Genomic DNA, 22,875 nt, shown 5'->3' with positions numbered 1-22,875 from the left:
TGATAAAAAAAAGCTACATTCCCAAATTGGATGATTTCCTGGGAGGAGGCGTCCCCCAAGGAGATTCCTTGCTATTTTGCGCATATCCTGGTGTTGACTGTGAAACATTTGGTTATGAAATGCTCCATGGACGACTTGAAGAAGAAGACAAAGGTTTTATTTTTACCAATGTAGCAGATCCAGATACTATTATTTATGAATTCAACAAGTATGGATGGGATCTGCAAACAAAAGTAGATAATGATCAAGCATTCTTTGTGGATGGAAGTTCCACTTTTATAGGAGCCCCTGCACAAGGAAAATATTCCATAGATGAATATTCACAGATAGAAGAAGTTATTTTAAAGGCAATAAACGACATTCCCGAAGGTATTGGGATAATAAATAATTTATCCATGCTTATAGATTATTTAGGCGATGATGATACAATTGAAACAGTAAATAAATGGAATGTATATGCAAAAGAAAAAAATGTCACATTGATATATATATTCACTGAATGGGACTACGAAAAAGAATTGGTTGATAAAATAAAAAACGCCATGGATGGCGTGGTTCAGCTTAGATCTATTGAAGAAAGAGTAATAATAGGTCAAGGATTTATGGTTGCAAAGGCAGGTTGGACTAAACCTTCAGATAACATGGTTCTATTCTTTGTTCTCCAGCCAGGAGGAGTAAAAGTATATATCCCCAAAATACTTGTTACAGGTCCATTCAATGCTGGAAAGTCCAGTTTTGTAAAGGGAATTTCAACAGCATCTGTTTCTGTTGACAAGCAAGCTCTTGGAGAGTTTCCAACAACAATTGCCATGGACATTGGACATGTGGATTATAAAGGATTCTATGCTGATATTTTTGGAACACCGGGTCAGGAACGTTTTGATTTGATACTTGATGTTTTATCAAAAGAAGCTGTTGGGGCCTTTATTGTAGTAGATTCCACTGCTCCACAAACATTTGCAAGAGCAAAAGAAATGATAAGCAAATGTAGAGCCGAAGCAATTCCCAAAGTAGTTATAGCAAATAAACAAGACCTCGAAGGTGCTTTATCCCCCGAAGAAATTAGGGAAAGAATGAAATTAGGTGAACACATACCCATAATTCCTGCAGTTATACCTGAGAAAAAAGGAGTTAATGATGCACTAGATGCCCTTTTAAGATTATTATATGGTGATTAAATGATAGTTCGTCTTGAGTCTGGAATCCCTGGATTTGATGAATTAACCAGTGACCAAAAAACAGGAATTGGAGGATTACCTGAAAATACCACCACTCTCATCTACGGACCACCAAAAACAGGTAAATCCATATTCTGCTACCAATTCATGTACCGTGGACTACAAAAAGATGAACCATGCCTATACCTACTCACAGATTACGGTTTAAACCAATTAGATCAAAATGCAAAGCATTTTAATTTTAATTTAGATGAATATATTCAAAACGAAATGTTATACATAATCGATACTGCTTCAGGCATTTCAGAAACTGCTATAAGTGAAACTGAAACTTATAAAACTTCTTCTGTGAATAATCCCACTGAAATAATGATTAAATTAAAAACAGGTACACAGTTTTTATTTAAGAAATATTCTCTATTTAGATCTTTACTGGATTCAATGACCACATTATTAGCGTTCAATGACGATATGCTGGTTATAAGAGTTCTAAAAGCTTACATACTACGTGTAAAAGAAGCCGGCGGAACGCTGATAATTACATATACAGAAGGATCAGCCGATCCACAAATTGAAACCATGCTAAAGGCTCTTGTAGATAATATTATCAGATTTGATGGAGAAAATGTTAGCATTGAAGCCATGGTTGGTTGTGGGAAAAGAAAAGCTCCTTATGAAATTACTGATGAAGGTATTAACATTAAAGAGAGGGAGATTTAGTGAAAGTATCATTTAAAGGCGATGATGAAATTCCTCGTCTTGAGTCAGGGATTCCCGGATTTGATGAATTAGCCTGGGATAAAAAGACAGATGAAGGTGGAATTCCAGAAAGCACTGCCACACTCATCTACGGACCACCAAAAACAGGTAAATCCATATTCTGCTACCAATTCATGTACCGTGGACTACAAAAAGATGAACCATGCCTATACCTACTCACAGATTACGGTTTAAGCCAATTAGATCAAAATGGCGTGAATTTAAATCTATTTTTACAACAGTACGTGCAAAAAGAAACATTATACGTAGTAGATGCATTATCTAAGCTATCAAGAGGTAAAATTTCTGATACTAATACTTATAAATTATCTTCACTCAATAACCCCACAGATTTAATGGTTAAAGTTGGAGTAGGAACCAGATTCGTATTTTCAAAGTCCCCTAAATTTAGATCAATTTTTGATTCACTTACAACTTCATTTGCATTTAATCCTGATAGACTTGTAATTCGGATTTTAAAAGCTTATATAAAACGTATAAAAGATGCAGGAGGTACATCAGTTATAATGTATACAGAAGGAGTAGCCACTCCTGAAACCGAAGAGATGATTAAAGAAAATGTGGACAATATTATACGACTCGACGGAGAATTTATAACAATAGAATCTATGATTGGAATAAAGAAAAAGAAAGCTCATTATGAAATCACTGATAGCGGCATAATTATTGGAGAGGAGTTAAATGAGTGAAAATAAATTTGAAAGAACAGAACTATTTTATCTTCTAATGAACAGTTGGATTTACAGCATAGAAAAGACCCGTGAGGAGTTACTTGGAAATAATATAGCTTACACTAAAAGAATAGGGTGGAATGCAACAGAATTCATACTTAAACATCTAAAAAAAATGTGCGAGATAGATTTCGATGGAGAAAACAAATTAGATACTTTAGAAAGTATTGTAAAATGTTTAGAAGATATGGATTTTATAAAAAAAGGCGATATAACTGTTCAAAAAGATAAAAACACCTTTTCAATTGCAATAACCGGTTGCGGTGCCAACGCATGCAAAGAACTTGTTAATAACAATATTATGCCCCAAGTATGCTTAAGATCCATCATCCTTGCCACCATGCTTGAGAATGCAACAGGTGTAGATTATGCATATACACTTAAAGCAGACCCACCAAGCCAACCAAAAGGCGTATGCACCACATATTTAGAAAATCCATGAAATAGGAGGCGAAGAACCTGAAATATCTTCTTTTTATAGGAATATTTGATATTTTAAAGAAAAAAGAACATTCTGTTGAGCATTACATGGAAAAAATCCAGTTATGCAAGGAAACTGAAGCTGAAACCTTTATGAATCTGGGAATGTTATACAATGAAGAAGAAGATTTTGATTATGCTATTGAAAATCTAAATAAATCACTTGAAATATATCGGGAACTTGAAAATGGCGAAGCAGAAGCTTTTGTATTAGATTTAATCGGAGATACGTACCTCAGCACGCGTGAAACCCATACAGCTCTAAAATATTATAATGATGCATATAAAGCATATACTTCTATTAGATCATCCCTCAAAGCAGATATGTTAGAAAAAATAAGGGAAGTAGAGGATATTCAAGATGCTATGGACTCTGCAAAATCCGAAAAAGATAAATATGAAGAAGATGACTTTCCCTCTGAAATTTCAGCTGAAGAAGATTACAGCCCAGATTTTGTAGAAATTGGAAATAAAATAGATAATGTCATAAAATTGCTTGAATCAGCACGTGCTTATGAAATATATATTAAAGCCAAAGATCCAATGGAAGAACTGCAGGAAATCTTCAACACGTCCCGTGACATAGGCGATATGAAAGGAGAAGCTATATCATTGCTTATAATGGGAGATGTTTCCCTTAAAAATGAAAAAACTAGTGCAGCACTTAAATATTTTGATAATGCATATAAAATTTTTGACATGTTAGGAGATGAGAAAGGAGAAGCTATTTCTCTGGTTTTAATTGGAACAGTGGATTTTGTGCTTGGAGATATGGCAAAAGTAAGTTCAAACTTTAGAAAGGCCATTGAACTATTTAAAAAATTAAATGATAAATCTGCAGAAACAGTTACAATGGATCTCTTATCATCTTTAAATAAAAGTTGATTAAACAACCACAACATGTATTTTGAATTAGTATACTTATTAAATATTAATTTAAAAAGAAAATAAAATCAATAGTTTATTTAAAAAAAAGAGAATATTAATGCTTTTTAATTCAAATTATGAATTAAATAACATTATGTTTTTGAAGAAGCAACAGTTCATCTGTGTTTAACTTTTTACCATCTTTAAATTTCTGATATATGTCTTCTGCATGCTCTTTTTCTTTAGCATTCTTTTTATTGCTTGCTTCAGTTTCAATATTTCGTTTTTTAGACCTAACTTTATCTAATTTCTTGTTTATTTTACGTATATGGCCTAAAACTTCCTTTACTTCATCATGTTTGCCAGATGCATTATTCCTTATTTCCATAAACGTATTATGAGCCTCATCAGCCTTATTTCTTATTTCGTCTATTTTATGGAAGTATTCAATCATTTTTTCGTGTGTAGATTGAGCCTCATCTGAAAACTCCACAACTTTAGCATGATATGATTCTGATAATTCTTTAAGCTCTATTGCTTCTTTTTGAATTTTTTCATCTTGATGCATATCCTGAAGTTTTTTACTTAAATCAGTAACTTTTTTAACCAATTCATTTTCTTTCCTTATGTCCAGTACTCTGGTTTCTATGGTTTTTTCAAGTTTTTTGATTTCATTTTCGATATTTATTATATCTCTCTTTCCAGATGCCCATTCCACACTTTTAAGCTTTTCATTGGTTTCATCTCGAAGTTTTTTATATTTTTTAACTTCGACATTAATTTTGTCACGTTTATCCCTGTATTTAATAGCAGTATTCAGATTATCCTTTATACTTGCATTAAGTTCGTCTCTTATTTCTCTTTGTGATTTTGCATCGTCATTTAATTTATCACGTTCTTTTGTAAGATCACTGAGTTTCTTTTCAAGTGTTCTTTTTTCAGCTAGGAGTTCGTCAAAGTTATCTTCTTCAGGCAATTTAGAAACCTCTTTATTATCTACATCTTTATTATTTACTTCAAATAATTCTAATAATTCTCTTAAATCTCTTTTTTCAATTATTACATCTGCAATTTCTCTTAAAACGGGCTTTGCATTGAAAGCTATACCTAATTTAGCCAGTTCAAGCATGGAAATATCATTTGCTCCATCGCCAACTGCTGCGCATTCATCTGCAGATAAATTTTCTGTTTTCATTATTTCTTTTAAAACATCTGCTTTTGAACCACCTACAAGAGGTCCAGTTACTTCTCCGGTTAAAAAACCGTCTTCTTCGTGTAAAACATTTGCAAATGTATAATCAAGATCTAATTCATTTTTCATGCGGTTGGCAATAAATTCAAAACTACCGCTTATAGTTGCAATCCTATATCCTCTCTTTTTAAGCTCCCCAACTGTTTCTTTGGCCCCTTCCATAAGGGGAATATCATCAATTACATTTTTAATATCGTCCACTGAAGCACCCTTAAGTAAAGTTACTCTTTCTTTAAGGGCTGTTTCGAAATCCAATTCTCCTTCCATGGCTTTTTTTGTAATTTCTGCTATTTTGTCTTCTATTCCAACTAGTTTGCCAATTTCGTCAATGGCTTCACCGTCTATCAATACATTATCAAGATCAAAGGCTATAAGTTTAATCAAAAGATCACCGATATTAAATCTAATTGAAGGATTTAGATTAAATCCAATTCTTCTAATCTTTCTTTCGTTTTTTCAACACCAAGCTGGGCATCATCAAAGCTTTTTGCACCAGTACATACTACTTTCCCAGAACCAAACAATAGTAATACTACTTTAGGATCTTCAAGTCTGTAAACAAGACCTGGGAACTGTTCTGGTTCGTATTCTGTGTTTTCTAAATCTAAGGCTACTGCCTCCAGATTTAAAGTTTTTCCAAGATTTGCAGAAGCAACTATGTTCTGTATTTTAATTTCAAATTCTTTTGGTATCTCCTGGTCAAGGTCTCTCATTTTATCTACAGCTATATGAATAGCTTTAATAGAGTCTTCAATGGATTTTGCACCAGTGCACACTAATTTTCCTGATCCAAATATTAGTGCTGCAGTTTTAGGTTCCTTAAGTTTGTAAACAAGTCCTGGGAATTGTTCTAAATTATATTCGACACCTTCAAGTGCCGGGGCTACATTAGGAAGTTGTATTGACTTCCCTAGGGTTGCAGAAGCAACAATATTTTCAACTTTGATTGGTACATCCGACAAGCATATTCCTCCACGATTTTAATTCATTATAATTAATGTATTTTTATATTAAATTGTTGTCAATTTACATTAAAAAACTGTTTTATGTATTTTGAATAGGATCACAGGACATAATTCCTGTATAAAATCATAAAATACCTTTTTTGAAATAATAATATATTCAAAAACGTAGCTTTAACTTAATCACTATTAATTAGTATTTATTGTTTTTCATTGTTTAATGTATCTAAATTATTATTTCAATATAGATTTCTCAACAATATTTATAATAGATAAAATTTATTTATATATGTTTCTTAAAAATCTCAAAAATATACCCTTGTGAAGATCATGATAAGTCCAAAATTTTATGAAAAACAAATTCAAGAGCTGGGTATTGAAGGCATGATCATTGACATAGAAAATGTTGATGAAGCTTCTATTTTATCTGATAAATTATATACAATTGAAAGAGTTTTAGAAAAAATCAGACATAACATTCGCATGGATATTAGAACCCTTAGAATGGAATATATTGAGCGAATAAAAGAAATAAATGAATCTTCTAAGGTATTGGGTTTGTATAACCGACAGAAATCTGTACAAGATAAGATTAAAGAAAAAAGGAAATTAATTGATGAAAGAGATTTAAGAATTGCCTCTTATGAGTCAATAGAATATGCAATAGATGAATATTTAATACAAATAAATGATGCAAAATCATATATTTCCCGTTTTTACCAATAATTAAATATCCATTAACTCTAATTTTCTAAATAAATACTTTAAAATTAAAATGATTATATAAATTAAAAAATGTGGCGATTGTATGATAGAAGTAGAAGTTAAAGCACATGCAAAAAATTTTAATGATGTTAAAAGAAAATTAGAAGAAATTAATGCAATAAAAACAAAATTTGAACATCAAAAAGACACTTATTTTAATAATCCAAACTATAGAGATTTTGAAATAACTGATGAAGCTTTAAGAATAAGAAATACTACTACTGATGGGAAATCAGAAATAATTCTCACATATAAAGGCGCTAAAATGGATGATGTGAGTAAAACACGAAAAGAATTAGAAGTTAATGTAGAAAACTTCCAACAAATGAGTTCTATATTAGAAAACCTCGGATTCAAACCTGTTGCAGATGTTGAAAAAGAAAGAACAACCTATATGTTTAATGAGTTTATTATATCGTTGGACAATGTATTTAAAGTAGGTAAATTTGTTGAAATAGAAAAAGAAGCTGCTGAAGGGGAAGAGTTTGAAGAGATCATTGAGGAAATATTTGAAATATACAAAAAAATTGGTATTGAAGATGGATTTGAAAGAAAATCCTATTTAGAACTTATGGGAATATATAAAGGATAAATAAATCATTATAAATTCTAAATAAAATTATAATTAACTTTAAATGAAAAAAACGCGCAAATATAAAATTATAACTTATTTCCTATGTTTAATCACCTTATTATACATTTAATTTCTTTTAATAATGTTATTTAAGATAAAGAAGGAAAAACAGATAAAATATAACAAAAAATGTTATTTAAACCATATTGTTATATAAATTAAAAACAAAAAAGTACATCAATCCAAAAACTAAATTAATTTGATAAAACCCAAAAAAATGATTTCTAAATTCATTATGGATTTTGTTTCAATATAAATGATTATTTTAAGTAAATAAAGGTGGGAACGATTTGAAGTATTTTGTAAGCCCTTTCAATAAAGCCGCAGATTTAAAATTTCCAGACAACATTACAATATATGATACTACCATGCGAGATGGAGAACAAACTCCGGGAGTATGTTTGAGGACACCTGAAAAGTTGAAAATCGCTAGAAAACTTGACGAACTTGGCATACATCAAATAGAGGCCGGTTTTCCCATAGTTTCAAATGAAGAGAAAAGATCAATTAAAGCAATTGTAAATGAGGATTTAAATGCAGATATAATTGTTTTATCCAGGACTAAGAAAGAAGATATCGATGTAGCCATAGATTGCGATGTTGATGGCATAATAACATTCATGGCAACTTCTGATCTCCATTTAAAACATAAATTGAAGATGACCAAAGAGCAGGCCTTAAACATATGTATGAAATCAATTGAACATGCTAAAGATCACGGTATTTTCGTGGCTTTTTCAGCTGAAGATGCTACAAGAACTGATTTGGATTTTCTAAAAAAGATTTATCAAAAAGCCGAAGAATATGGCGTGGATCGGGTACATATAGCCGATACAGTAGGTGCAATTAGCCCTCAAGGTGTAGATTACCTTGTAAGAGAGCTAAGAAAAGATATAAAAACAGGAATAGCTATGCACTGTCATAATGATTTTGGAATGGCAATTGCTAATTCCATTGCAGGTCTTGCTGCAGGTGCCACCGCCGTTTCAACAACTGTAAATGGAATAGGAGAAAGAGCAGGAAATGCTGCCCTTGAAGAGCTTGTAATGGCACTTAAACTGGTTTACGGCGTAGAATTAGATTTAAATATTAAAAAATTCTGTGAACTTTCAGGCCTCGTAGAAGAGCTTACAAATGTTAAAGTCCCTGAAAATAAACCAATAGTTGGAAAAAATGTATTCAGACACGAATCAGGAATACATGTAGACGCAGTTATTGAAGAACCACTTACTTATGAACCATTTTTACCAGAAATGATTGGACATCACAGAAGAATTGTCCTTGGAAAACACTCCGGATGTAGAGCTGTCAAAGCAAAGCTTGAAGGATGCGGAATTGAAGTTACGAAGGATGAACTTTGTAAAATTGTTGAACAAATAAAGATGAGCAGAGAAAAGGGCAAATACATTAACGATGAACTATTTAATGATATTGTAAGATCTGTACGTGGTCTTGCAGATTTATAAAATCTCACATAACTCTTTTTGAAAGAATAACAACCAAAGGTTAATTAAATGAATATCACTCGAAAAATACTTTCAAGGGCTTCAAGGAAAAATGAAGTACACCCTGGAGAAATAATCGAAGCTAATATAGATTTAGCAATGACACACGATGGAACATCGCCCCCTACTATTAAAACATTTAATAAAATTGCTGATAAAGTTTGGGACCCTGAAAAAATTGTTATTGTTTTTGATCATAATATTCCTGCAAATAATATAGGTTCAGCTGAATTTCAAAAGGTAACAAAGAAATTCGCCAAAAAACAGGGCATTAAAAATATTTATACTCATGGAGAAGGCATCTGCCACCAGGTACTCCCAGAAAAAGGTTATATTAAGCCAGGAAACATTATTGTAGGTGCAGATTCACACACGTGCACTTATGGTGCTTTTGGAGCTTTTGCAACAGGCATGGGTGCCACAGACATGGCAATGGTTTATGCAACAGGTAAAACATGGTTTATGGTGCCTGAATCCTTTAAAATAAATGTTAATGGCGATTTAAGTAAATTTGTAACAGCAAAAGATATAATATTAAATATAGCTGGTGAAATTGGTTCAAGTGGAGCAACATACAAAACACTGGAATTTCACGGTGAAACAATTGATTCAATGGATGTTTCAGGGAGAATGACCATCTGTAACATGGCAATTGAACTTGGAGCCAAAAATGGGATTATGGAACCAAACAAAAATACCCTTGAATACCTCAAAAATCTAAATATTAATAATTTTGAAGTAGTTAAATCAGATAAAGATTCACATTACGAAAAAGAATATTCTTTTGATGTTAATGACATGGAACCTCAAATAGCGTGTCCACATAATGTAGATAACGTTTCTGGTATTTCTAAAGTTGAAGGAACTTCCATAGACCAGGCATTTATTGGATCATGCACCAATGGACGTCTTGAAGATTTAAGAGCCGCTGCAGAAGTATTAAAAGATAAAAAAGTACATGAAGATGTTAGACTAATTGTAGTACCTGCATCATCTGATATTTATTTAAATGCAATGCGTGAAGGATTAATTGATATATTTATTAATGCAGGAGCCATAGTATGTAATTCTGGATGTGGACCATGTCTTGGAGCACATATGGGAGTTTTAGGAAATGAAGAAGTGTGTATTTCCACCACGAACAGGAATTTTATTGGTAGAATGGGAGACCCCAAATCATTTGTATACCTTGCAAATCCTGCAGTAACTGCTTATTCAGCCATATTTGGAGAAATAAGGAATCCACAAAATGAATGAATGATCCATCAACCATTAAGTTCATTTATACTTAAAAACGCTCTAAGGGAACACCATGAACATAAATATAATGGAAAAAATAAAAGAATTAGAAAACAACGTTGGAAATCTTTCCAGTGCACAAAAAATACTGCTTGCAACCGATGGATCAGTAACGACCATACTTGACGTCTTGAAAGGACGTATAGAAGTTAAAACACTTATTCAAGAATTCCGAAAAGCAGATGACAAAACAGCTCAGGATTTAGGCATTGATAAAGGAGATATAATTAATTACAGAGCAGTTATTATAAGACACAAAGCTGAAGAACCTTTAATACATGCTATTTCATTAACTCCAATTAAAAAGCTTGATAATAACTTCAAAGAAGATCTCCTAAAGGCAGATATTCCAATTGGTCGCATATTAAAAAAGTATAACATTGAATCACGAAGAGAAGTAACCAATATAGATGCTGAAACACCAGATGCCAAACTTAAAGATATATTCAACACAGATTCAATGATGCTTACACGAACCTATAACATCATCTACAAAGATGACATTTTAATTAGGATAAAAGAGACATTTCCACATAGTTTATTTAGAGAATAAAATCAAATTTTTATAATTTTCAATTTTTTTATTAATTAACGGGTGATATGATGGGATTGAAGTTTAGAGATATTGTTTCTGCTCATGAAATAAAACTAAAGGATTTAAAGGGCAAAACAGTAGCATTAGACGCTGCAAACATAATTTATCAGTTTTTAGCAAGTATCAGGCAGATGGACGGCACTCCATTAATGGATCATGATGGGAATATCACCTCACATTTCAGCGGCATTCTCTACAGAACATCATCACTTGTGGATAATGGAATAAAACCAGTATATGTTTTTGACGGTAAAGCACATGAATTAAAAAAAGACACACAGGATGAAAGGCGTCAAATAAGAACAGATGCAGAAAAAAAGTGGAAAAACGCCCTGGAAGAGGGAAGAATTGATGATGCACGTAAATTTGCAGTTCGATCATCAAGAATGTCAACTGGAATCATTGAAGGATCCAAAGCACTGCTTGAATTAATGGGAATCCCTTATATTCAAGCTAAATCCGAAGGAGAAGCCCAAGCATCATACATGGTAAGTAAAGGAGATGCATGGTGTGTTGCATCACAAGATTATGACTGCACCCTCTTTGGTGCACCAAGAATGGTTAAAAATCTTGCAAGCAGGAACGCTAAATACAAATTAGAGATGATTCACCTTAACGAAGTTTTAGAGGAGAATGGATTAACACGAGAACAGCTTATTGATGTTGCAATACTTGTTGGAACCGATTTTAATGAAGGAATAAAAGGAATTGGAGCAAAAAAAGGGCGTAATTTAATTAAAAAACACGGCGATGTTTATAAGGCATTGAAACATCTTAAAATTGAAATGGATGTTGATCCACAGGAAATTAGGGACATATTCCTTGATCATGACTTTGTTGATGATTATAAAATAAAATGGGTGAAAGCTGATAGAGAAGGAGTAATTGACTTTTTATGCGAGAAGCATGATTTTTCTGTGGATCGTGTTGATGGAGCTTTAGAAAAGCTTAAAAAATTAAATCTTGAACAAAAAAGCCTGGAACAATGGTTCAATCCTTTAAAAAAGGATTTACCCAAAAAATAATTTTAATATTAATTAAAAAAAAAGCAGAGCAGAATGCTACTAAAATAACTTTATTTAAAATATAATAACGTGTAAAGTAAGACAACAAATATCAGGAAACCTGAACCAATTCCAATTATTATTTTTCCATGAAATCTAGCATGGTCATCGTCCCTTGTATAAAGATAAATTCCACATACAATTCCTAAAAATCCCCCATAAAGCAATAAGAAATAAGAAATGAATATTTCACTTTTATAATCTTTTTTATAGTACTCATCTGGAAATAAAGTATGAAAACTACTTTGAATTAAACGTCCTCCACATTCACAGTCCAAATTAAATTTTTCTGATGATTCTCCAGGCTGTAACTCATAATACCCTTCGCATGCATCACATACTAAATAACCATTATTATTTGTTCCTTCTCTTTTATTTTGAAGCATTCTGGATATTTCTTCATTAGTAACCATTTTATCACCCGATCATAGAATTAAATGAAATTAGTTGTTTAACGGTGCGCTACAGTATCATTTATTGAAGATCTGACAGGGACAACATCTGCTGATGAGCTAAGACCATGATCAGAGCCAAAATATGAGTTATATATTAATAAACTAGGTAACAAAAACATCGCAATAAAAATTATTACAACTGCAATAATTAAAATTATTATACCATGTTTTTTAGCCTTTTCATTACCTCTTGTAAGAAGATATAATGATATTATCAAGGCTATTGGACATACCAAAAGTGAAATATACCCTATTAGTATAATTGAATCATAATTTTTATATTCTTCTTCAGAATTTACATATTCGTCTTCATGGGAATATAAATTATTAGAAGGACTGGTTATCAATTGTCCCCCGCATTCACAATCCAAATTAAAGTCCTTTGGTGATTCACCGGGCTTCAATTCATAATAACCACCACAAGAATCACATACCAAATAATGATTTATGTCTTTTCCTTCTTTTTTATTTCTTAGTCTTCGTGATATTTCTTCATTTGAAACCATTTTAACACCTGTATAAATTTATTTGTAGATTAAGAGTGTTGGATTATAACTAATTTACTTGGAAACAGATAAAAAATATATGATCCTTTAAAAATTTGTTAATATATTACGATTAATAAATCTTCCTATTTTTTTCTACCAAAATAAGATGATAATCTGGAAAATAGAGTTGAAATAAAAAAAGAAACATAAAATATCAAAAATAAAACAAAATAATATCTAATTACCTTTTAAATCCTCAATTTCCCTTAAGATCTCTTCATTATCTGGATAAATTTCTAATACTCTTTTAAAACGATCTAAAGCCAGATCATCTTTTCCTAAAGCCAGATAAACATTTCCAAGATTAATATAAGCTTCTTCAAAATCATTATTGAGTTTAATTGCCTGATTTAGAGATTCTATTGCCTCATGATTTTGTCCAATGCTTGATTGAATATAGCCCAGGTAATTCCAAAGTTCTTCCTGGTCTTTATCAACCTTTAGAGCTTTTTTAAAGTATTCTACTGCTTCTTCCTCTTTTTCCATAGAATATAACGCGTTTCCCTTGTAAAATAAGGCTTTGAAATTATCAGGCTCACTTTCTAATGTTCGATCCAGATACTTTAATGATTCCTCATAACGCTCCATATCAACTAATGTAGCACCCATATTATAAATTGCGGGCTTAAACTCAGGATCAATATCTAATGCATCTTTGAAATGTACAAGAGCTGTTTCATCATTTTCTAAGATACTGTAAGCCACGCCACAATCATTCCATGCTTCAATAAATTTTTCATTAATAGATATGGCCATATCAAAACAATTAATAGCACCTTCAATGTTGTCTGTATAAATTAAATGCAGACTCCCCAAATAGTACCATAGGTCTTCGTTTTCACCGATTTCCTGGGCGTCCATAAATGCATCCAATGATTTTCCATATTCTTCCATGAAAAAATGGCAGATACCCTTCCCAAAAAGCCCCGGAAATGTTTTCTGTATTTTTAAAGCATTATCGAATGCTTTTAAGGCTTCTTCATAGTTTTCAGTGGCACCTACAAGGTATCCCAATTCTAAATTGGCTTCCATACAAGAAGGATTTGCTTCTACTGCTTCGCGGAAGTAATTTATGGCTTCTTGAGACTTCCCATAGCCCATTAATTCTATTCCTGTTTGATAAAGTTTTTTAGCTTGATTATTGGTCAATTTATTTCTCCTTACAATGTAACTTCTAAATTAATGAGGTAAAATCAATAATTTAAATTATATTTATTATAATTAGTTTAAGACATGGATTTAAACATTCTCTATTTCATCATATTAAAACTTACTAATACATGGAAATATATGAATATTATCATTTTTTTAAATTAAAAAATCAGAGGATTTAGAAGTTTTCTTAAAATCATGATAATAATGGGTTCAATTCTGCTAAAATTCGGCTTAAAATAAGATAAACTTTCAATAAAGTATTGAAGAATTTACGGATTACTTAAATGGCATTATCCTCTTCGTTATTCTTCAGGTTCTATGTGTATTAAAACTTCTTTTATTCCTGGAATTGATTTTCTAAGTTTTACTTCTACATTATCTCCAATTTCATGTGCTTCTTCAATTGAAAATGACGAATCAACTGTGATATGTAAATCTATATATTTTTGGGATTTTTTTCCGCGTGTTCGTATACTATGACTTTCACAAACACCCGGCACAGATTTAACAATGTTTTCAATAGTTTCTATGTTAATAGTTGATTTATCCAGTAACACTTCAGAACTTTCCCTTATAATGTCAATACCTGTTTTGGCAATTAATGCGGCTATTGCTAATGCAATAATAGGATCTACAAAAACATAGCCTGCATTGATTGCAAAGAATCCTATAATAACTGCAATTGAAGCATAAATATCACTTCTAGTGTGCATAGAGTCTGCAACTAATATTTTACTATCAATTTCTCTCCCTTTCCTATATTCATACCATGAAACTCCTATATTTATTAGAATAGTAATGCCCATGACTAAAAAACTGATTGTAGTTATTTCAGGAGGAGAAGGGTTAAAAAATCGACCTACAGCTGATTGAACAATCTCCAAACATACCAAAAATAAGAGAACTGCAATTATTATTGAAGAAAATGTTTCAATTTTCCAATGACCATATTGATGTTCTTCATCTGCAGGTCTTGCAGCCAAAGTTATCCCCACAATACCCACAACATTAGACGCGCCATCGAAAAAGGAATGAAACCCATCAGTAAGCATACTCAATGAATTAGAATACCAACCATACAAAACCTTTGCCAAAGCTACAGCTATATTAAGCACCAAAATAATAATGAGAACCCTTCTGACAGTACGGTAATATTCATTCATGAACTTATCCACCATATAAAAACATTTTAGTTTGTTATAATTAATTTTAGTATATTAATGTTTAAAAGAGTTTTCCATTTAATTCCTTACAAAAACTCTTTTAAATTCTATTTTTTATATTTTTTGTAAATAATAAAGCCTATCACGACCATTATTAAACTAATTACCACTATTTCTTCTGAAATTGCCAATTCCGATTCTATGGCTCTATATAAACTTCCAAACTGCCATGCTATAAATCCTAAAATAAATGCCCTCACTAAAGTCCCTAAAAAAGTTACAGTAATATATCTTTTAATATCAAACTTAATAAAACCGCAAAATGCACTGATAACAACACTGGGCACTATAGGAAGAGCCCTTGCAGTAAAGATTGATACATCCATTAAATTATTTTTAGAATACTTTTCTTCTGTCTTTTCTATTTCATTCCAGGATAATCCCAGATATTTACCCCAACGATCAACAAAAGGCTTACCTAATTTATAAACAACTCCGTAAATAAGTAAAGATCCAATTGTAACGCCAGCAGCAGCTGGTAAAGCTATGTTAATGAAAAGTTTTTCAAATGCTTGAAATGAAATTTGGGAATTCTCCATTATAAAAAAGCTCGATCCCATTATAACAGCTGTAGAAGGGATGGGAGCAATAATTTCTTCAAGAATACTCCCAAAAAAGATACCTAATGACCCATAATTTATTATAAACTCTTCTAAAAAAAGTGTTAGCTCTGCAAACATGGATAAAAACCTCTTTAGACCATAATTTCATAAATTTTATTTATTCTCATAAAAAATTCTCTTTTTTAAATCTCAGTAATTGTAAATAACAAAATAGATTTATCTTTGATTTTTTAACGATTTTTCATAGTTTAGTAGATCATGGCATATAAATTCTTTTATTCAAACATCAAAAAAACATATTGAAAGCTAAATAAAAGTTTTTTTGCTATGTTTCAGGCGATTTAATAGGTTTATAAATGTTTAAAGAACCATTTTAATCTGTTTTTTAATTAAAATTCTTTTATCGGCTTTAAATTAATATTAACCTTGAATTTGGTATATAACCCTTTTTTAAAATCACAAATCATAATAAGCAGCTAGTAAATATCCTTTCATCATGAGGGGCCAAAATTGGAAATGGATACAATCAATTTTAGTTTTAATTTTAATAATCAGCATAACAGGGATTTCAGGTTGCCTAAGCGAAAATAATTCTGATTCAAATTATAATCAATCCAAAACTTCCCCAAGCGGATTAAACGGCACCTCCACACCCTCAAGCAATATTCATTATGAAGCAAGCGGATATTGCAACTATGTGGTTGATGGAGATACCATTAATATTGAAGGAATTGGAAGAATACGGCTTTCAGGTGTAAACACACCAGAAAGGGATGAAGCAGGATATCAGGGAGCAAAAGATTTCGTGACAAGTTTATGTCTTGGAAAAACAGTTGGTTTAGATATAGATGATGCCAAGCATTATGATAAGTATGGAAGAACTCTTGCTGTTGTATATGCTGGAGATACCAATGTAAATGCAGAGCTTTTAAAAAGAGGATATGCAGAAATCATGTATATTCTCCCTTCTGAGTTTGACCCTTATTCATGGAAATAGAAATCTAATCAATGATAAGATGTGAAATGCTTGTATGAATAGAATAAGATCCCATTATAGCTCTAATTACAAGTATTAGTGCCATATTTTCTGCGTTTTTAAGTGGAAAATATAGAATCCCTGTTTTTTTCAAGAATAAAAATTAAATAAAAATAACTCCATATAATTTAATAGTACTCTTTGTATTATTTAATTGATTAGTGAGATGTATGAAGAATTCTAACAGTAAATGGATTCCATTAATAATCGTGTCAATTACTCTTTTTATAGCCCTATTAGGTTCAACCTTCTTAAACGCTGCCATACCTCAAATAACTAAAGATTTGAATACTACTATAAGGATGCTGCAAATTATTATTGCAACTTATTCTCTAATCGTAGGTGCTTTGATGCTTTCTGCAGGTAAAATTCAGGATTTTTTAGGTAAAAAGAGAATTCTTATGATTGGTGCCATTATATACATTTTAGGGGCCTTTATATCCATATTAAGTTTCAATCCATCCATTTTGTTCATTGGTTATTCCTTAATAGCAGGAGTTGGAGCTGCCTTAATGATCCCAGCCACAGCTTCTATTATCGCGGATTCTTATTCTGGTAAGGACCATGAATTTGCAATAGGTCTTTGGGCATCATTGGCCATTGTAGGTATAATAATCGGGCCATTATTAGGTGGGTTTTTCACAACATACTTCAGTTGGAAAGGAGCATTTATTATCTTAATTCTATTAATGGCTGCTGTAATCGTTTATTCAAGAAAATTAGAGGATGATGAACCGATACTGGAACGCTCTGACTTTGATTGGTGGGGATCAATTTCATCTACCCTGGGACTGTCTTTTCTGGTAGCCGGGTTTTTGATGTTTAATAACATTTCAACATGGAAAATGTCTCCTTTACTAATAGCTACTGGAATAATTCTACTGGTATTATTCTACTTCAAGGAAAAGAATCTTTTAAAGAAGGATGAAGAACCCCTTTTTGACATTAATTTACTCAGTAATCGCACATTTTTAGTATCATCCATTTTAAGATCCTTCATGACCCTCAGTTTATATGGTATTCTTTTTATAATGCCATTATTCATGCAACTGGTTCTGGGATTGGAAAGTATAGTAATAGGCGTAACCTTCATACCTCTAGCAGTATCTGCAGTTATATTTTTCTATATATCCACCCGAATATCGAATATATTTGGATATAAATGGGTTTTATCTTCTAGTTTTATTATTGGAATTATTGGAATCCTCATTTTAAGATTCCAATTTTCTTTAGATACCCAAATTGTTGATTTGATCCCCGGTATCTTCATAATTGGTATTGGAATAGGCCTCTGCTTCACCGAAGCATCGCACCTGGTTCTATCTTCAGTAAATCAGGGAAAAATTTCTGATGCATCTGGTTTCATGGTTTCCATTAATAATTTAGGCGCTTCAATGGGAACTGCAGTTGTAGGTATTATATTTATATTAAGCATCTTCAGTGGACTTTATGTTGCTATGGAAAACGAGTTTCCAGATAATGACACCACCCAGTTAAAGCATGAGGTAGAATCATGGGTAGATAATGCTAAATCTGTAGATATTGAAAAAATAGAAAGTCCAGATAAATCAAAAAACGCTATAATAGTTAATAAATCAATAATATCTTCTATTAAAACAGCATTCGACTTTATCGCATTAATACTTGCTGTTGGATTTTTTTTATCGTTGTTTATAAAACCTCCAAAATCAGTTTAAAGCTATCCCTGTGGAGATAAATATAAATAAACTATTAGATTCATTCAAAATGATTTTAAGACTTCTCGAGCAATGCATATCCTGCACTTCAGCTTGCATTTTACATTGAAGCAGCAATGCCTGCATTAGCAGCTATTTTCTCTGCGCTTCGAGGAGAAAAGTATATCCATGAAAGCCACCCTGAAAAATGAACTGGTTTAATGTTTTAAAGATTGATAAAATTTATATTCATAGTTTTTTAAAATAATAAGTAGACATGTGGTGTTATCATGGATAATGACAATGAAAATAAATCATCTGTAAAGAATAAAATATTAAAAGAAAAAGAATTTAAAAATTCCGGATTTATTGGAGCAATTATAGTTAATATAATTTTTTTATATATTGTCAATAACCTCCTGAATTGGAATATATTCTTTATTGCACCTACCTGGACCCAGGTACTCTTTATTTTGAACCTTTCTATTGTTGCCAATATATTAGCAAATATTGGATTTTTAATATATCAAAGAGGATGGTTTAGAACCCTGGTGCAAATAATATTGAATATCATTGGATTTGTAGTGGTTTACGAATTATATGTGGTATTTCCTTTTATTATTCAAACAGAATGGATTGCAATCGGCCTTAAATTACTCTTAATACTGGCTGTTATTGGTCTTGTTGTATCAACCATTATAGAAGTTTTAAGATTGATTACCAATAATATCTTGAAGACCAACTCTTAAAAAAATAAAGAAATTATGGAGTTAGATCTGTATTTGGACCTTCTAAAAGCCAGTAATAGCAATATAATATTTCTTGATGATTTTTAGCTTCAAAAAGTTTTCGTGTTAGTATAGGAATATCTTCATGATTAGTAAGGCAATGCCTTTTAAAAAGGACATTCCCTCCCATATTATCTAAATATTCATAAGCCATTTCTGGATTGTATTTAAGCCAAATTCTAAGATCATTTCCTTCATATAATGCTTCATTCACGATATTCAGTGTTTCTTTGCCTTTATCAGTTAAACTGGCACCCATCATTCCAGAAAAGCCGCCCTTAAAGTAACCTTCATTTACAAGGTATTTAACAAATTTATTCCTGAAATTTTTTCCTATCCTATCATTATCCATGATAACTGCAAATTTTTCAAAAGTGACTCCTTTATCTTTTTTTACATAGGAAACAACTTCCTTTTCAAGTGGATTTAGATTTGTACTTTCAAAATTATCTCCTTGCTTGATAACACAGCTCTCCACCAGCGATGTATATGATTTTCCAATAATTTTTCTTACATTCTTTAATTTGATATGCTGTTCAGTGGTCAAAACCCCCCTTATAATTAGATCAAGGAGCGTATAACTCATCATCATCTCTCCAACATCATCTTTATCCCTAAGATTATAGGATCTAAGGAGTTTAGTCTCACCGGGAGTTAGATTTAATGATTTAAAATCTGAATTAGCATATTGAATTTTTGAACCTGGTTCCATCCTTTTATCTTGAAGTTTATCCTCAATTTTTCCAATAGCCCATCTTCCCTCAGCACGTAGCCATACATATCTTCTCCAGTCACGTTGTATCTTATTTTTCAATATATTAATGACTCTTTCATTTCCAACATAACCTAAAACACGTGTAGTCCATCCCTGAACACTATAATCATAATCAAGTTTTACTTTTTTATCTATTACCTCAAGCAGTGGGTCTATAACCTCCTCACCCCCAATCTCACCCATTGCATGAAGTATCCACTTCACAATATTGATATTGGTTTCATGATCATTTTTTCTAAGTGCATCTATAAGATAAGGAATAGATTCAGGGCTTTTAACGCCTCCCAGTGCATAAGCAGCCCCCCAACGTGTATAAAGACTTTCACTAATTAAAGCCTCGTGTAAAAGATCAAGCCCACTTCCACCAACAACTCCAAGTTCCAAGGCAGAATTAAACCTTACTTGAGGATTTGGATCTTCAAGCTTTCCAATAAGCTCTCTAACTTTTCCATGACTTTCCGTTTCACTTACAACTGTTTTTTCTGATTTAATTTCAACTTTAGTTTCCTCAATAGGTGCTTTTTCTAAGCTACCTAAATCATATCCACAATTTTCGCAGAATTTGGAAGCATCTTTATTTTCATTACCGCAACCTGGACAGAATTTCGCCATTTTTCTCTCCTCCTTAAAATAAAGCATAAAAGCTTTCTATAAGCCAAATTAAGTATAGTTATAACTTACATAAATAATTTTCACAAAAAAGATAGTAGGGGATTTCAAATTTTGGGCATTGGTTTAATTTTAGTAGGGTTAATCGTTGTTTTATATGAGAACATGTGATTAGATTAAATTTACTTCATAAAAATTTTTTAAATTCTAATATTGTTCGTTAATTCAAAATATTAAAATGTATTAATCTATTGTTAGATCAACTATAAGATCGCTGAAACCCCCACGTTTTTCAATATGTAGATTATGATAAGTTAAAAGCCATTTTGCTTTCCCGCGAAGAGTTGGATTCTTTTTTGACTTAATCACTAAATCATGTACTCCTTCAGCATGGCCAGCTAACATTAATCTAACAGGACCATCGCCCCTATCTACTCCTTCACCATGTGCATATTCAGCAAACGATAAATAATCAATAAAAGGTAAATTAATATCAAATACATACATTTTCATATCATTAATTGGATTTTTTAATTTCAATGCAAAAGGGCTAAGTATAGCAGATGATATTATTCTTGGAAAATCAGCTAGTTCTTTCTCTAGTTCAGTAGCCCTAACTAAACCCGTTCCAAATGGCTCCTCGCTAACCTTACTTGAGATCATTGGACCCATAGCTATGCCTCCTCTAGCAAAATATATTTGACATGCAGATATACATTGGCAAATACCTGCACCTACAGATATTTTATAAAAAGTATCTTCAATATATTTTATTTTTTCTTCTAACGGTTCTTCAATGCTAAACAATAAAGGAGAAGACAAAATTAAGGAGTCTGACATCCAATAAAGAGTTATACTATCCCCTATAACTTCCCTAATAGTGTCTGTAATTAAATTTCGAATAGCGTCAAACATGATCTTTTTACCCATAAGATGACTCATATCATGTTCAACGGACATTAAATCGCTGGATACTCCTAAAAAATCTATATATGCAACAATATTTTCTTGATATTCCATTTAATCACATCTTAGAATAATATTTATTTAGATATCTAATAATAAATTGATTGAAAATAATATAAGCTTTCCTATAAGGCAGCACTTGAAAACCGTCTTAACAACTAAATCTTTTTTAAACCCATTAAAAACACAAATATTCTTTTTTTAAAATTACAGAAGACATAATACCCCAACAGTATTAACTGACAATATTACATAAATCAAGTATATATACGTTGATAGGCATATTCTGATTGTGAATAAAATGTTGTTATACTACATGGACGTATCCAAGCTTGATTTCAACAAATTGCAGGGTTCTGTATCCTCCGAGAGGCTAAAAAAGGCCGATAGGTATTTCCACCAAAAAGACAAACAATTATCTCTTGGTGTGGAAATTCTCCTAAACCATGCATTAGGTGAAATGGGCATCTATGATCCAATATTTGACGTGGATAAATATAGTAAGCCCTATTTAAAAAATTATTCTGATATTCATTTTAACCTGTCTCATTCAGAGGAATATGTGGCCTGTGCAGTTAGTAATTCTCCTGTTGGTGTGGATATTGAATACGTTGATGAAGTAGATTTAAATGTGGCCGAGCGTTATTTTTTTGGAAGCGAATATGAATATATTTTAAATAACAGCAACAAAAAAGAAGCTTTTTTTAGTTTATGGGTCTTAAAAGAGAGTTATATGAAAATGACAGGCTTAGGATTTCATCTTCCCCTTGATGAATTTTCTATTGAAATTGATGATGAAATAAAACTTATACATAAGGATAATACAGTTAAATTGGGATTATGGAATGTTTGTGGTGGAGAATACATGCTGGGCATATGCTCAAAAAACAAGATCACTGAACCTATTTTAATAAATCTAGAGGATATTGAAAACGTAAATCATGAAAAAATAGGAGAAACTGCATAAAA

At 31.6% G+C, this 22,875-nt stretch carries 23 protein-coding genes and 1 pseudogene; 15 read left to right on the top strand and 9 right to left on the bottom strand.

Features of this window, described 5'->3' with window-relative positions; genetic code table 11:
• The first annotated feature begins 2 nt into the window (after positions 1 to 2).
• The 5 genes from HZC47_10985 (at position 3) to HZC47_10965 (ending at position 4,054) form a co-directional block, all read left to right on the top strand.
• A complete protein-coding gene (locus HZC47_10985) occupies positions 3 to 1,178 on the top strand; it encodes a GTP-binding protein (GenBank protein MBI5681408.1) in 1,176 nt (391 codons plus the stop codon).
• A complete protein-coding gene (locus HZC47_10980; GenBank protein ID MBI5681407.1) occupies positions 1,179 to 1,898 on the top strand; it encodes an ATPase in 720 nt (239 codons plus the stop codon).
• A gap of 29 nt (positions 1,899 to 1,927) precedes the next feature.
• Positions 1,928 to 2,647: a recombinase RecA gene (locus tag HZC47_10975; protein ID MBI5681406.1), complete on the top strand. Its 720-nt coding sequence runs from the start codon at positions 1,928 to 1,930 to the stop codon at positions 2,645 to 2,647.
• Entirely contained in the window at positions 2,640 to 3,131 is a 492-nt protein-coding gene (locus HZC47_10970) for a hypothetical protein (protein MBI5681405.1), read from the top strand. Before HZC47_10975 ends, HZC47_10970 begins: the two co-directional genes overlap by 8 nt.
• Before the next feature lie 86 nt (positions 3,132 to 3,217).
• Positions 3,218 to 4,054, top strand: a complete 837-nt coding sequence (locus HZC47_10965) for a tetratricopeptide repeat protein (protein ID MBI5681404.1) — start codon at positions 3,218 to 3,220, stop codon at positions 4,052 to 4,054.
• Positions 4,055 to 4,178: 124 nt separating this feature from the next.
• Here HZC47_10965 and serB read toward each other — a convergent pair whose 3' ends face one another.
• A complete protein-coding gene (gene serB / locus HZC47_10960; protein ID MBI5681403.1) occupies positions 4,179 to 5,672 on the bottom strand; it encodes a phosphoserine phosphatase SerB in 1,494 nt (497 codons plus the stop codon).
• 32 nt (positions 5,673 to 5,704) lie between these two features.
• Positions 5,705 to 6,250: a TATA-box-binding protein gene (locus HZC47_10955; GenBank protein ID MBI5681402.1), complete on the bottom strand. Its 546-nt coding sequence runs from the start codon at positions 6,248 to 6,250 to the stop codon at positions 5,705 to 5,707.
• Between the two features lie 330 nt (positions 6,251 to 6,580).
• Between HZC47_10955 and HZC47_10950 the strand changes: the two genes are divergently transcribed.
• The 6 genes from HZC47_10950 (at position 6,581) to fen (ending at position 12,073) form a co-directional block, all read left to right on the top strand.
• Positions 6,581 to 6,976, top strand: coding sequence for a hypothetical protein (locus HZC47_10950; GenBank protein ID MBI5681401.1), 396 nt, complete (start codon positions 6,581 to 6,583; stop codon positions 6,974 to 6,976).
• Positions 6,977 to 7,058: 82 nt separating this feature from the next.
• Positions 7,059 to 7,607 (top strand): class IV adenylate cyclase, encoded by a 549-nt coding sequence (cyaB, locus tag HZC47_10945; protein ID MBI5681400.1) that lies wholly within the window; start codon positions 7,059 to 7,061, stop codon positions 7,605 to 7,607.
• Positions 7,608 to 7,939: 332 nt separating this feature from the next.
• A complete protein-coding gene (locus tag HZC47_10940; GenBank protein ID MBI5681399.1) occupies positions 7,940 to 9,115 on the top strand; it encodes a 2-isopropylmalate synthase in 1,176 nt (391 codons plus the stop codon).
• Positions 9,116 to 9,163: 48 nt separating this feature from the next.
• The gene (locus HZC47_10935; GenBank protein MBI5681398.1) at positions 9,164 to 10,411 is read left to right on the top strand and encodes a 3-isopropylmalate dehydratase large subunit; all 1,248 of its coding nucleotides are present in this window, start codon (positions 9,164 to 9,166) and stop codon (positions 10,409 to 10,411) included.
• Positions 10,412 to 10,466: 55 nt separating this feature from the next.
• Entirely contained in the window at positions 10,467 to 11,006 is a 540-nt protein-coding gene (locus HZC47_10930) for a DUF98 domain-containing protein (GenBank protein ID MBI5681397.1), read from the top strand.
• A 50-nt stretch (positions 11,007 to 11,056) separates the two neighbouring features.
• On the top strand, positions 11,057 to 12,073 hold the full coding sequence (gene fen, locus HZC47_10925; GenBank protein ID MBI5681396.1) for a flap endonuclease-1: 1,017 nt from the start codon (positions 11,057 to 11,059) through the stop codon (positions 12,071 to 12,073).
• Between the two features lie 50 nt (positions 12,074 to 12,123).
• On the opposite strand, the gene HZC47_10920 is transcribed toward fen, so the two are convergent.
• The 5 genes and pseudogenes from HZC47_10920 to HZC47_10900 all read right to left on the bottom strand — a co-directional run bounded on the left by HZC47_10920 (position 12,124) and on the right by HZC47_10900 (position 16,173).
• Complete coding sequence (locus HZC47_10920; GenBank protein ID MBI5681395.1) at positions 12,124 to 12,525, bottom strand: hypothetical protein; 402 nt, start codon at positions 12,523 to 12,525, stop codon at positions 12,124 to 12,126.
• Between the two features lie 371 nt (positions 12,526 to 12,896).
• Positions 12,897 to 13,055 (bottom strand): annotated as a pseudogene (locus HZC47_10915) (protease htpX).
• Positions 13,056 to 13,292: 237 nt separating this feature from the next.
• Positions 13,293 to 14,264 carry a tetratricopeptide repeat protein gene (locus HZC47_10910; protein MBI5681394.1) on the bottom strand — a complete coding sequence of 324 codons (972 nt, stop codon included), beginning with the start codon at positions 14,262 to 14,264 and terminating at the stop codon, positions 13,293 to 13,295.
• Positions 14,265 to 14,572: 308 nt separating this feature from the next.
• Positions 14,573 to 15,433: a cation transporter gene (locus tag HZC47_10905; GenBank protein ID MBI5681393.1), complete on the bottom strand. Its 861-nt coding sequence runs from the start codon at positions 15,431 to 15,433 to the stop codon at positions 14,573 to 14,575.
• A 107-nt stretch (positions 15,434 to 15,540) separates the two neighbouring features.
• The gene (locus HZC47_10900) at positions 15,541 to 16,173 is read right to left on the bottom strand and encodes a VTT domain-containing protein (GenBank protein ID MBI5681392.1); all 633 of its coding nucleotides are present in this window, start codon (positions 16,171 to 16,173) and stop codon (positions 15,541 to 15,543) included.
• Positions 16,174 to 16,552: 379 nt separating this feature from the next.
• Here HZC47_10900 and HZC47_10895 point away from each other — a divergent pair, with 379 nt between their 5' ends.
• The 3 genes from HZC47_10895 (at position 16,553) to HZC47_10885 (ending at position 19,517) form a co-directional block, all read left to right on the top strand.
• Entirely contained in the window at positions 16,553 to 17,053 is a 501-nt protein-coding gene (locus tag HZC47_10895) for a thermonuclease family protein (protein ID MBI5681391.1), read from the top strand.
• 209 nt (positions 17,054 to 17,262) lie between these two features.
• Positions 17,263 to 18,789, top strand: coding sequence for an MFS transporter (locus HZC47_10890; protein ID MBI5681390.1), 1,527 nt, complete (start codon positions 17,263 to 17,265; stop codon positions 18,787 to 18,789).
• Between the two features lie 266 nt (positions 18,790 to 19,055).
• Positions 19,056 to 19,517, top strand: coding sequence for a hypothetical protein (locus HZC47_10885; protein ID MBI5681389.1), 462 nt, complete (start codon positions 19,056 to 19,058; stop codon positions 19,515 to 19,517).
• Positions 19,518 to 19,530: 13 nt separating this feature from the next.
• Here the strand turns inward: HZC47_10885 and HZC47_10880 are convergent, their stop codons facing one another.
• Together HZC47_10880 and HZC47_10875 are read right to left on the bottom strand one after the other, a co-directional pair.
• Positions 19,531 to 20,943, bottom strand: a complete 1,413-nt coding sequence (locus HZC47_10880) for a HEAT repeat domain-containing protein (GenBank protein MBI5681388.1) — start codon at positions 20,941 to 20,943, stop codon at positions 19,531 to 19,533.
• A gap of 240 nt (positions 20,944 to 21,183) precedes the next feature.
• A complete protein-coding gene (locus HZC47_10875; GenBank protein MBI5681387.1) occupies positions 21,184 to 21,960 on the bottom strand; it encodes a hypothetical protein in 777 nt (258 codons plus the stop codon).
• 247 nt (positions 21,961 to 22,207) lie between these two features.
• On the opposite strand from HZC47_10875, the gene HZC47_10870 reads away from it, so the two are divergent.
• The gene (locus tag HZC47_10870) at positions 22,208 to 22,873 is read left to right on the top strand and encodes a 4'-phosphopantetheinyl transferase superfamily protein (GenBank protein MBI5681386.1); all 666 of its coding nucleotides are present in this window, start codon (positions 22,208 to 22,210) and stop codon (positions 22,871 to 22,873) included.
• Positions 22,874 to 22,875 lie beyond the last annotated feature (2 nt).

This window comes from Methanobacterium sp. (assembly GCA_016222945.1).
GTDB lineage: Archaea > Methanobacteriota > Methanobacteria > Methanobacteriales > Methanobacteriaceae > Methanobacterium_D.
Note: the sequence above shows the minus strand (reverse complement) of the source record. Positions and strands in the feature narration are given on the sequence as shown.